Here is an 11,548-nt window from a genome sequence, read left to right on the forward strand (position 1 = left end):
AGCTCCTCACACCTCCCGGAGGTCGATCACCCGCTGCAGGTCGTCGACGCAGGCGCTGACGACGTCGGCCACCACCACCTCCGCCCGATCGTGCGCGCCGGCCTGCATCGCCGACGCTTCGCGGCGCGCCGCGGCGGTGTAGGCCGCCGCCCCAGCGGGGTCCGAGTCGGCCAGTGCCGTCGCCGCCGAGAGCTGGACCAGGACGGCGGTCACCGGCCGGGGTGATCCGTCGCAGTGGCCCTCTACAACCGGGACGACGACGCGGGCCAGCTGCAGCACCGAGCCAGCGAGTTCGACTACGTGGATCGCCTGCTCATCGGCGGCGCGCACGGCGCCGCGCGCCCGCCAGCGCCGCGGCGCGACGCGCACCACCTGGCGGGCGGTGGTTCGGGCCTCGATGAGCGCGCCCAGCTGCTGGTGCACGCGGTCGGCCATCGCAAGCGGCCAGTCGTGTGCCGGCACGCGGCGACCCGCGGCGACGTCCGCGGTGCGGGTCAGTACCCCGTGCAAGACTCCTAGCACCCCGACGCGCGCGTTGCGCAGCACCTGCAACGGATCGGCCGGGAAGAGCAGAACCGCGAAGACGATGGCCACGCCGCCACCGAGCAACGCGTCGAAGATGCGTTCCCAGCCCAGGCCGAGGTGGAAGAGCGCCAGCACCAGGATCGCCGAGACGGCGGTCTGGTTGGCGAACATCATCCCCTGCCCGATGAGGCCGTGGCCGATGAACACCGCGGCCCACAGTGCGACGAACGCGGCGACGCCGATCGACACGGCGCCGGGGCCGAGCGCGGCCTGTACCAGGCTGCCCAGGCCGATCCCCAGGGTTACGCCGACCATCATCTGGATGGCGCGTTGCGCGCGCAGCACGTTGCTGGTCGACAACGACACGGCGGCGGCGATCGGCGCGAAGAACGGCTGCGGGTGCGCCAGGACGTCGTGCGCGATGTACCAGGACAGCCCGGCGGCCACCGCGGTCTGCACCAGGTTGAACCACACCTGCCGCAGCCGCTTGTTGCCCGCACGCGCGGCGGCGAGAACAACCGATGGCCGCGAGGTGGTCACGAACCTAGGTGCGCTGCAACTCGAACAACGGAATGACCCGGCTGGTCTTGGACTGGTATTCGGCGAAGCCGGGCGCGGCCGCGGTGATCTTGTCGAAGAGCGCGTCGCGCTCGTCGGACGGCAATTCGCGTGCGGTGACGGCGAATTCGTCGGTCCCGATCTCGACGCGCGCCGCCGGGTTGGCCCGCAGGTTGTGCACCCACGCCGGGCTGACGGGGGCGCCGGCGAAGGAGCCGATGATGATCAGCTTGCCGTCGATGTCGAAGTACGCCAGCGGTGACACCCGCTGTGCGCCCGACTTGGCGCCGGTGGTGGTGAGCAACAGCAGGTTGGCGCCCTCGAACTGGCCACCGACCTTGCCGCCGTTGGCGTGGAACTCGTCGATGATGGCCTGGTTGAACGCGTTGATGGTCTGGGTGTCCGGCATTTCAGTCATGCCTGGTCAACCTTCTCCGGTTTGGCGTCTATTCCGGACTCCTTGCGCTGTTGCGCGGTGATCGGCGCAGGCGCGTCGGTGAGCGGGTCGACGCCGCCGCCGGTCTTCGGGAAGGCGATCACGTCGCGGATCGAGTCCACCCGGGACAGCAGCGCGTTGATCCGGTCCCAGCCGAAGGCGATTCCGCCGTGTGGCGGCGCGCCAAAGGTGAACGCCTCCAACAGGAATCCGAACTTCTCCTCGGCCTCGGCGTGGTCCAGGCCCATCACGGCGAACACCCGCTCCTGGATGTCGCGGCGGTGGATACGGATCGAGCCGCCGCCGATCTCGTTGCCGTTGCAGACGATGTCGTAGGCGTCGGCCAGCACGTTGCCGGGATCGGTGTCGACCACGCCTTCGTACTCGGGCTTCGGCGAGGTGAACGCGTGATGCACCGCGGTCCACGCCCCGGAGCCGACGGCCACGTCACCGGCGGCGGTCGCCTCGTCGGCGGGCTCGAACAGCGGCGGGTCGACGACCCAGACGAACGCCCACGCCTCGGGATCGATGAGGCCGAGCCGGTCGGCGATCTCGTTCCGGGCGGCCCCCAGCAGCGCGCGCGAGGACTTCGGCGGTCCGGCCGAGAAGAACACGCAGTCCCCCGGCTTGGCCCCGACGTGCGCGGCCAGGCCGTCCCGTTCGGCGTCGCTCAGGTTCTTGGCCACCGGGCCGCCCAGCGTGCCTCCGGAAGACTCGTCCCCGATCAGCACATAGGCCAGCCCGCGGTGCCCGCGCTGTTTGGCCCACTCCTGCCAGCCGTCCAGCGTGCGCCGCGGTTGCGAGGCGCCCCCCGGCATGACCACCGCACCGACGTAGGGCGCCTGGAACACCCGAAACGTGGTGTCTTTGAAGAACTCCGTGCACTCGACGAGCTCCAGCCCGAACCGCATGTCCGGCTTGTCGGAGCCGAAGCGGCGCATCGCGTCCGCGTAGCTGATCCGCGGGATGGGCGTCGGGATCCCGTAGCCGATCAGCGCCCACAGCGCGGACAGAATCTCCTCGGAGATCGCGATGATGTCCTCGGCGTCGACGAAGCTCATCTCCATGTCGAGCTGGGTGAACTCGGGCTGGCGGTCGGCGCGGAAATCCTCGTCGCGGTAGCAGCGGGCGATCTGGTAATAGCGCTCCATGCCGGCCACCATCAGCAGCTGCTTGAACAGCTGCGGGCTTTGCGGCAGGGCGTAGAACGAGCCGGGGTGCAGCCGGGCCGGCACCAGGAAGTCGCGCGCGCCCTCCGGCGTCGAGCGGGTGATCGTCGGTGTCTCGATCTCGACGAAGTCGTGGGCCGCCAACACCGCGCGGGCGGCGGCATTCACGTTGGAGCGCAAGCGAATTGCCGCGGCCGGGCCGTCGCGGCGCAGGTCCAGGTAGCGGTACTTCAGCCGCAGCTCCTCGCCGGCGGGCTCGTCGAGCTGGAACGGCAGCGGCGCGCTCTCGCCGAGCACGGTCAGCGACGCGGCGTTGACCTCGATCTCGCCGGTGGCGATCTCGGGGTTGGCGTTGCCCTCCGGGCGGATCTCGACGACGCCGGTCACCGCGACGCAGAACTCGGCGCGCAGCCGGTGCGCCTGGGCCAGCACGTCTTCGGCGCGGAACACCACCTGGGCGATGCCCGAGGCGTCCCGCAGGTCGATGAAGATGACGCCGCCGTGGTCGCGGCGGCGAGCCACCCAGCCCGCTAAGGTCACCTGCTGCCCGGCGTCGCTGCTTCTCAGCGAACCGGCGGCGTGGCTGCGCAGCACAAACACTCCCTTTCAGCAGGCTTTGGACGAGTGACCAGTCTAGAGCAGGTAGTTTCGGTCCTATTGCCACCAACCCCCCAGCCAGGATCGCACTAGTCGGCCCCGGCGCCGTCGGCACGACGGTCGCCGCGCTGCTGCACAAGGCCGGACACCGGTTGGTGGTCTGCGGGCACACCCCGCGGGAGGGCATCGAATTGCGGCCCGACGGCGCGGATCCGATCGTGGTGCCCGGCCCCGTGCACACCGACCCCGGCTCGGTTACCGGCCCGGTCGACGTCATGGTGCTCGCGGTCAAGGCCACCCAGAACGACGCGGCGGCCGGGTGGCTGGCCCGGCTCTGTGACGAGCACACGATCGTCACCGTGCTGCAGAACGGGGTCGAGCAGGTCGAGCAGGTGCAACCGCACTGCCCGTCGTCGCCCGTGGTCCCGGGCATCGTCTGGTACTCCGCCGAAACCCAGCCCGCGGGGTGGGTGCGGCTGCGCACCGAGGCCGCCCTGGTGCTGCCGAGTGGGCCGTCCGCCCAGGAGGTCGCCGAGCTGCTGCGCGGCGCGGGGTGCCGGGTGGACTGCGACCCCGACTTCATCACCGCGGCCTGGCGCAAGCTGCTGACCAACGCGCTGGCCGGGTTCATGGCGTTGTCCGGCCGGCGGTCCGGGATGTTCCGCCGCGACGACGTCGCCGAACTGTCGCGGCGCTACGTCGCCGAATGCCTGGCCGTCGCGCGGGCCGAGGGCGCCCGGCTGCCCGACGGCATCGTCGACGAGCTGGCCGAGATGTTCCGGCACGTTCCCGAGGACATGAGCACCTCGATCCTGACCGACCGGGAGAACCGCCGCGCGATGGAATGGGACATCCGCAACGGGGTGATCATCCGCAAGGGCCGGGCGCACAACCTGGCGACGCCGATCAGCGACGTCGTGGTGCCGCTGCTGGCCGCGGCGAGCGACGGCCCCGGTTAGATTGATTCCATGCATCCCTGCGAGCGCGTCGACCTGGGCTTCATCGACAGCGCGCCATTCGTGTACCGCAACAGCGTCGACCTCGCCATCACGCCCGAGCAGCTGTTCGAGGTGCTCGCCGACGCGGAGTCCTGGCCGCGCTGGGCGAGCGTGATCACCAAGGTGACCTGGACCAGCCCCGAGCCGCGCGGGGTGGGCACCACCCGCGTCGTCGAGATGCGCGGCGGCATTGTCGGTGATGTGGGGGCACCTCCCGCTTGCGGGGGAGAGTACATCGCCTGGGAGCCGTTCACGCGCATGGCTTTTCGGTTCAACGAATGCTCGACCCGGTCGGTGGCCGCGTTCGCGGAGGACTATCGGGTCGAGGCCGTCCCGGGGGGCTGCCGGTTGACGTGGACCATGGCGCAGAAGCCCGCGGGCCCGGCCCGCCTGGCGATGTTCGTGGTGGGGCCGCTGCTGAACCTGGGGCTCCGCCGATTCCTGCGCAACCTGCGCAGCTACACCGACGCCCGCTACCCCGCGACCCAGCAAGGTTAGGAGCGCTCCATGTCCTTCAACGAGGGAATGCAGATCGACACCAGCACCGCTTCCTCGTCCGGCGGCGGCATGGGGATGGCCCTGGGGGGCGGCGGCCTCGGCCTGCTCATCCTGGTCGGGGCGCTGTTGTTGGGCGTCGATCCGGGCCGCGTGCTCAACACCCAGCAGAACACCGGCGGCTACTCGGCGCCCGGCTTCGACCTGAGCCAGTGCAAGACCGGGGCCGACGCCAACAAGTACGTGCAGTGCCGGGTCGTGGCCACCGGCAACTCCGTGGACGCGGTGTGGAAACAGCTGATGCAGGGCTACACCCGGCCGCATGTGCGGCTGTTCACCGGTTCCGTCGACACCGGCTGCGGACCGGCCACCACCGCGGTCGGGCCGTTCTACTGCCCGGTGGACCAGACCGCGTACTTCGACACCGACTTCTTCCAGGAGCTGGTCGACAAATTCGGTTCCAGCGGTGGGCCTTTCGCGCAGGAGTACGTGGTCGCCCACGAATACGGGCACCACGTGCAGCAATTGCAGGGCGTCCTGGGCCGTGCCCAGCAGGGGGCGAAGGGCGCCGGCGGCAATGGCGTGCGCACGGAGTTGCAGGCGGACTGCTACGCCGGGATCTGGGCGCACTACGCCTCCACCGTCAAGCAGGAGAGCACTGGCGTGCCCTACCTACAGCCCCTGAGCGACCAGGACATCTCCGACGCCCTGTCGGCCGCGTCATCGGTGGGCGACGACCGCATCCAGAAGGAGTCGACCGGCCGGGTCAATCCCGAGTCCTGGACGCACGGCTCGTCGGAGCAGCGGCAGCATTGGTTCACCGTCGGCTACCAGACCGGCGACCCCAAGCAGTGCGACACCTTCGCCGCACCCAGTTTGGGCTAGCCGCAGGGCTTTTCCATCACTTCGGCGCCTGACGGCGCTCCGTCATGCGTGCGCCGGGCGGGTGCCCTAGACTTCTACCCCGCCGCACGACGCGAAAGGCTCGTATGTCGGACATGACGCAGGAGCGCACCGACAGCGGGGACGTATCGGTCTGGACGCCGTTGCGGAATCCGGTTTTCCGCGCCCTGTTCGTCGCGCAGTTCGTGTCCAACGTCGGCACCTGGATGCAAAGCGTGGCGGCGCAATGGGTCTTGGTCGAAGGCCACAGCAGCGCCACCGTCGTGGCGCTGGTCCAGACCGCCAGCCTCGGGCCGACGCTCGTGTTGGCGTTGTTCGCGGGCGCGCTGGCCGACGTGTTCGATCAGCGGCGGTTGCTGATCGTTTTGCAGACCTACGCCGTGCTGGTGGCGCTGGCGCTGGCGGGGCTGACCTACTTCGGCCGGCTCACCCCGACGGCGCTGCTGCTGTTCACCCTGGCCATCGGCGTCGCCTCCGCGATCACGGCCCCGGCCTGGCAGGCGATCCAGCCCGAGGTCGTCCCGCGCGAGCAGATCACCGCCGCCGCGACGTTGGCCAGCGTCTCGGTCAACGTCGCCCGCGTGGTCGGACCCGCGATCGGCGGCATCGTCCTGGCGGTGACGGGACCGGCGGCGGTCTTCGCGATCAACGCGATCTCGTTCGTCGGCATCATCATCGCCTTGATGGGATGGCGGCGGCCCCAGCAGATCGCACCCATCGAACGGGAGCACCTGGGCCAGGCGATCCTGACCGGATTGGGCTACGTGATCAACGGCCCGATCTTCCGCCGAATCCTGCTGCGCGCAGCCGTTTTCGTCTTCCCCGCCTCCGCCCTGCTGGCGCTGCTGCCGGTGACGGCCGCCGACACCTGGCACCTGGGGGCCGGCGGCTACGGCGTGGCGCTGGGCGCCATCGGTGTTGGCGCGGTGCTCGCCGTCGCGGTTCCCGCGTCGTTGCGCCAGAAGCTGCCGCCCAACACGCTCCTGGCGGCGTGCGCGGCCGGGTACGGCGGCGCGACGCTCGCGGTCGTTTTCCTGCCGTTCGCCGCGGCCGCGCCGTTCCTGGTGTTGTCGGGGATGACCTGGCTGATCACGCTGACGACGTTGAACGCCGCGGCGCAGCTACACCTGCCGCGCTGGGTGCGGGCCCGCGGGCTGGCAATGTATCTGCTGGTCTTCACGGGATCCCAGGCGATCGGCTCGTATCTCTGGGGCGTGATCGCCACGCGCGAGGGGCTCGGCGTGGCGCTGACCCTGGCGGCGGTGTTGCTGGGCGTCGCCGCGCTCAGCGTCGTCCCGTTCGGGTTGCGGCCGGAGACCGGGAAGCTGAGCCGCGACATCTCGCGGGCCTGGCCGATGCCCATGGTCGTGTTCGAGCCGTGCCCCAACGACGGGCCCGTGCTGGTGACCGTGCGCTATCGCGTCGCGACCGACACCCTCGAGGAGTTCGTCGGGGCGATGAGCGCGGTGCGGCGCTCGCGGCTGCGGACCGGGGGCCACAGCTGGGGGCTCTATCACAGCCTGGAGCAGCCCGACACGGTCCTCGAGAGGTTCACCGTGCCGTCGTGGACCGAATTCGAACGCCAGCACACCGAGCGCTGGCTGGAGTCCGACCACGACGGCGTGACGAAGGCGGTGGGTTACACCGTCGACCGCGCCCGGCGGCACGAGTACTTCCTCGCGCTACGGGTGCATCGATGAACCGTGCGGCCTCTACCAGGGCCGCGTCGAGCAGGTGACCCCGGTGGTGGCGCTCTGCGTCACCACGACCTGGCCGTCGACGGCGATCTGGCACTGGATCTGCGGCGTGTTCGACGAGTCGCAGTCCGGCCAGTGACACCCGCCGCTCGCGTTCACGAACGCCCAATGATTCGGGTCGGCCAGGGTTGTGTTGTACACCAGCGGCTGGCCCGCGGCGAACGCCGTCTGCACGCTGTTCAGAAACTGCGACGAGTTCGCGTCGAAGGCCGCCTGGCTGGGCGGATCGGTGTTCATGTAGCGGACGTTTCCGGTGAGGTTGCCGGTGGCGGTGATGGTGTAGGTGACCTGGTGGCCGACGGGATCCGCAGAGGAGGTCGCGGGCGTGACGGCCACCGCCGCGGCCGCCGCAAACGTCGCCACCGCGACCCCGGTAGTCACTATTCGCACGTTCGTCATATCGAAAACGCTACCCAATTCGTTACGGGGCTACGCGTGAGAAGGCTATGCGTGCGAAAAGGTCTCTACTATGCATCTGTGCCCACGGCCTTCGTGTTGTCCGGCGGGGCCAGCCTCGGCGCGATCCACGTCGGGATGCTGCTCGCCCTGGCCGACGAGGGGGAACGGCCCGACCTGATCGTCGGGACGTCGGTGGGCGCGGTGAACGGCGGCTGGATCGCCTCACGGCCCGACCGGCAGGGGATTCTCGGGCTGGCCGACCTGTGGAGGTCGCTGACGCGAAAAGACATCTTCCCGACCCACCCGATCGCGGGCGCGATGGGCATGCTGGGCCGGCGCTCGCACCTGGTGCCCAACGTCGGGTTGCGCCGGCTGCTGGCCGAGAAGTTGGAGTTCGCCCGGCTCGAGGACGCGCCGATCCCGCTGCACGTGGTGGCCACCGACGTGATCTCGGGCGACGATGTCCTGCTGTCGTCGGGTAACGCGGTCGACGCGATCGCGGCCAGCGCCGCCATTCCCGGCGTCTTCCCGCCGGTGCGGGTCGGCGGGCGCGACATGATGGACGGCGGTGTCGTGAACAACACGCCGGTGTCGCACGCCGTCGCGCTGGGCGCCGACCGGGTCTGGGTGCTGCCGACCGGCTACTCGTGCGCCCTGCCCGAATCGCCGAAGACGGCGGTCAACATGGCGTTGCACGCCATGACCCTCGCCCTGAACCATCGCCTGGCCGGCGATATCGAGCGGTTCGAGCCGACGGTGGACCTGCGAGTCATCCGGCCGCTGTGCCCCGTCGCCATCTCCGGGGCCGACTTCTCGCACGGCGCAACGCTTATCGAGCGTTCGCACGCGGCCACCCGAGAGTGGCTGGCGGGCCGCCGCCCCTCCACCGGCCAGGCCGCGCTGCTCGAGTCGCACCGCCACTAGCGGCGGAGTTCACGCCGCTCCGGTATGAAGCAGGGGTGGCCGACGACTCCGAACAGCCCGCCGCCGGCGTCAGCCGCCGGCGGTTGTTGGCGACCGGCGCGGTCTCGGCAGCCCTCGGCGCGGGCGTGGGCGGCGGGGCCGCCCTGCTGTGGTCCCACCCAGCCGCGCCCGGCCTCTGGTATCAGCCCGGCCGCGTCGGCGCGCCGCCGGTGAGCGGGCTGCACCTGCAATTCGGCCGCAATGCCGGCACCGAGGCGGTGGTGTCCTGGCACACCGTCGACGCCGTCGGCAACCCGCGCGTGCTGCTCGGCACGCCGACGTCGGGCCTCGGGCGCACCGTGGCCGCCGAAACCCGCACCTACCGCGACGCCAGGTCGAACACCGAAGTCCGAGTGAACCACGCGCGCCTGACGAACCTGACCCCGGACACCGACTACGTGTACGCCGCGGTCCACGACGGCGCCGAGCCGCAGATGGGCACCATCCGAACCGCCCCGCTGGGCCGAAAGCCGTTCCGCTTCACCAGCTTCGGCGATCAGTCCACGCCGACGCTGGCGAGATTGCCCGACGGCCGGTACGGCACCGACAACATCGGGTCACCGGCCGCCGCCGACACCACCCTGGCGATCGAGCGCATGGCACCGTTGTTCAATCTGGTCAACGGCGACCTGTGCTACGCCAACCTCGCGCAAGACCGGATCCGCACCTGGTCGGCCTGGTTCGACAACAACACCCGATCGGCGCGCTACCGGCCGTGGATGCCGGCGGCGGGCAATCACGAGAACGAATGGGGCAACGGGCCAATCGGCTTCGGCGCCTATCAGACCTACTTCGCGGTGCCGGACTCGGGATCGAGCCCCGAGACCCGCGGGCTGTGGTACTCGTTCACCGCCGGTTCGGTGCGGGTGATCAGCCTGAACAACGACGACGTGGCGTTTCAGGACGCCGGCAATTTCTACGTGCACGGCTACTCAGGAGGAGAGCAAAGGCGTTGGCTGGCAGCCGAACTCGCCGCCGCGCGACGCGATCGGAACATCGACTGGGTGGTCGTGTGCATGCACCAGACGGCGATCTCCACCGCCGACGCGCCCGCCAACGGCGCCGACCTGGGCATCCGCGAGGAATGGCTCCCCCTGTTCGATCAGTACCGGGTCGACCTGGTGCTGTGCGGGCACGAACACCACTACGAGCGTTCGCACCCGGTGCGCGGCACGCTGCAGACCGACACCCGCACGCCGATGCCGGTGGACACCCGCGACGACGTCATCGACTCCACCAAGGGGACGGTGCACGTCGTGATCGGCGGCGGTGGCACGTCCATGCCCACGAACGGCTTGCTGTTTCCCGAGCCGCGCTGCCGCGTGTTGACCGCCGTCGGCGCTTTCGATCCCGGGCTCGGGCACAAGGCGCCGACCTACGTCGTGGAGGACGCGCCGTGGTCCGCCGTCCGGGATCGGGACAACCCCTACGGCTTTGTCGCGTTCGACGTCGACCCCGGCCAGCCGGGCGGCAACACCTCGATCAAGGCGACGCACTACGCGGTGAGCGGACCGTTCGGCGCGGTGACCGCGGTGGACCAGTTCACGCTGACCAAGCCGCGCGGGTAGCTCAAAACAGCGTCGCCTGAACGGGTTCCGGCTCCACGGGCGCCGGTGCGGGTTGCCGGAACGAGCGCTCACCGCCGCCCAGCGCGTATTTCGCGATCAGCGGCGCGGCCCGCCCCCGCAGCAATTCGCGGTAGCCGGCCGGCAGGTACGCCCCGCGCCGGTACAGCTCGCGGTAGCTGGACACCAGCTCGGGATGCGAACGGCCCAGCCAGGACATGAACCAGCCGCGGGTCGAACCGCGCAGGTGCAGGCCGAAGACCGTGACACCGGTGGCACCGGCCGCCGCGATCTGGCCGAGCAGCCGATCGAGGTGCTCTTTCGAGTCGGTCAGGTACGGCAGCACCGGCGCCACCATCACGTGGCAGTCCAGCCCGGCCTCGCGGACCGCGGCGATCAGGCCAAGCCGCGCCTGGGGCGTGGGCGTGCCGGGTTCGACGTCGCGATGCAGGTCCGCGTCACCGACCGCCAGCGACACGGCGACCGATAGCGGAACGTGTTGCGCCGCATCGGCAATCAACGGCAGGTCCCGGCGCAGCAGCGTGCCCTTGGTGAGGATCGACAGCGGGGTGCCGGATTCGGCCAGGGCGCCGATGATGCCCGGCATCAGCGCGTAGCGGCCCTCGGCGCGCTGGTATGGGTCGGTGTTGGTGCCCAGCGCGACGGTTTCGCGCCGCCACGACGGCCGGCGCAGCTCGCGGCGCAATACCTCGACGACGTTGGTCTTGACGATTACCTGGCTGTCAAAGTCGTTGCCGCAGTTGAAATCCAGGTATTCGTGGGTGGGCCGGGCGAAGCAATAGCGGCACGCGTGCGAGCAGCCGCGGTAGCCGTTGACGGTGTAGCGGAAGGGCAGCGCCGAAGCATCCGGCACCCTGTTGAGCGCGGACTTGCACAGCACCTCGTGAAAGGTGATGCCGTCGAAGTGTGGCGCGCGCACGCTGCGGACCAGGCCGATCCGCTGCAACCCCGGCAACGCTCCGTCCTCGACGGGCTCCCCGTTGACGGCGACAGCCTGGTCCGCCCAACGCATGACCTATTCGAACAATAGTTCGATTGAATGTCAAGGACGCCGCGCGTCAGATGTGGCCGGGCACCACGATCGGCGGCGGGGGCGGGCCGCGCCGCTGATCGCGAAATACGCGCTGGGCGGCGGTGAGCGCTCGTTCCGGCATGCCTGACC

Annotated in this window: 11 protein-coding genes; 6 read left to right on the top strand and 5 right to left on the bottom strand. The window is 70.2% G+C overall.

Annotation, left to right across the window (positions count from 1 at the left end; translation table 11 throughout):
* Window positions 1–6: 6 nt before the first annotated feature.
* From A5702_RS08940 to aspS, 3 genes are read right to left on the bottom strand one after another with little or no spacing between them, the layout of a single operon-like run.
* Complete coding sequence (locus tag A5702_RS08940; RefSeq protein ID WP_055400938.1) at window positions 7–1,065, bottom strand: aromatic acid exporter family protein; 1,059 nt, start codon at window positions 1,063–1,065, stop codon at window positions 7–9.
* A 4-nt stretch (window positions 1,066–1,069) separates the two neighbouring features.
* Complete coding sequence (locus tag A5702_RS08945) at window positions 1,070–1,501, bottom strand: nitroreductase family deazaflavin-dependent oxidoreductase (RefSeq protein ID WP_068219940.1); 432 nt, start codon at window positions 1,499–1,501, stop codon at window positions 1,070–1,072.
* Window positions 1,498–3,288: an aspartate--tRNA ligase gene (aspS, locus tag A5702_RS08950; protein ID WP_156669535.1), complete on the bottom strand. Its 1,791-nt coding sequence runs from the start codon at window positions 3,286–3,288 to the stop codon at window positions 1,498–1,500. Before aspS ends, A5702_RS08945 begins: the two co-directional genes overlap by 4 nt.
* 56 nt (window positions 3,289–3,344) lie before the next feature.
* Here aspS and A5702_RS08955 point away from each other — a divergent pair, with 56 nt between their 5' ends.
* The 4 genes from A5702_RS08955 to A5702_RS08970 all read left to right on the top strand — a co-directional run bounded on the left by A5702_RS08955 (window position 3,345) and on the right by A5702_RS08970 (window position 7,381).
* The gene (locus tag A5702_RS08955; RefSeq protein WP_197506521.1) at window positions 3,345–4,244 is read left to right on the top strand and encodes an oxidoreductase; all 900 of its coding nucleotides are present in this window, start codon (window positions 3,345–3,347) and stop codon (window positions 4,242–4,244) included.
* Between the two features lie 9 nt (window positions 4,245–4,253).
* Window positions 4,254–4,781: an SRPBCC family protein gene (locus tag A5702_RS08960; RefSeq protein WP_068219943.1), complete on the top strand. Its 528-nt coding sequence runs from the start codon at window positions 4,254–4,256 to the stop codon at window positions 4,779–4,781.
* Window positions 4,782–4,790: 9 nt separating this feature from the next.
* On the top strand, window positions 4,791–5,663 hold the full coding sequence (locus tag A5702_RS08965) for a neutral zinc metallopeptidase (RefSeq protein WP_055400932.1): 873 nt from the start codon (window positions 4,791–4,793) through the stop codon (window positions 5,661–5,663).
* 113 nt (window positions 5,664–5,776) lie between these two features.
* Window positions 5,777–7,381 (top strand): MFS transporter, encoded by a 1,605-nt coding sequence (locus A5702_RS08970; RefSeq protein WP_082955995.1) that lies wholly within the window; start codon window positions 5,777–5,779, stop codon window positions 7,379–7,381.
* Between the two features lie 12 nt (window positions 7,382–7,393).
* On the opposite strand, the gene A5702_RS08975 is transcribed toward A5702_RS08970, so the two are convergent.
* Window positions 7,394–7,837 carry a hypothetical protein gene (locus tag A5702_RS08975; protein ID WP_068219946.1) on the bottom strand — a complete coding sequence of 148 codons (444 nt, stop codon included), beginning with the start codon at window positions 7,835–7,837 and terminating at the stop codon, window positions 7,394–7,396.
* Between the two features lie 78 nt (window positions 7,838–7,915).
* Here A5702_RS08975 and A5702_RS08980 point away from each other — a divergent pair, with 78 nt between their 5' ends.
* Both A5702_RS08980 and A5702_RS08985 read left to right on the top strand, forming a co-directional pair.
* Window positions 7,916–8,761: a patatin-like phospholipase family protein gene (locus tag A5702_RS08980; RefSeq protein WP_055400928.1), complete on the top strand. Its 846-nt coding sequence runs from the start codon at window positions 7,916–7,918 to the stop codon at window positions 8,759–8,761.
* 35 nt (window positions 8,762–8,796) lie between these two features.
* Window positions 8,797–10,368 carry a metallophosphoesterase family protein gene (locus tag A5702_RS08985; RefSeq protein WP_068219949.1) on the top strand — a complete coding sequence of 524 codons (1,572 nt, stop codon included), beginning with the start codon at window positions 8,797–8,799 and terminating at the stop codon, window positions 10,366–10,368.
* Between the two features lies 1 nt (window position 10,369).
* On the opposite strand, the gene A5702_RS08990 is transcribed toward A5702_RS08985, so the two are convergent.
* Entirely contained in the window at window positions 10,370–11,398 is a 1,029-nt protein-coding gene (locus A5702_RS08990) for an Rv2578c family radical SAM protein (RefSeq protein ID WP_068219954.1), read from the bottom strand.
* Window positions 11,399–11,548: the final 150 nt, after the last annotated feature.

This window comes from Mycobacterium sp. E3339 (assembly GCF_001666915.1).
In the GTDB taxonomy this organism is placed as follows: Bacteria; Actinomycetota; Actinomycetes; order Mycobacteriales; family Mycobacteriaceae; genus Mycobacterium.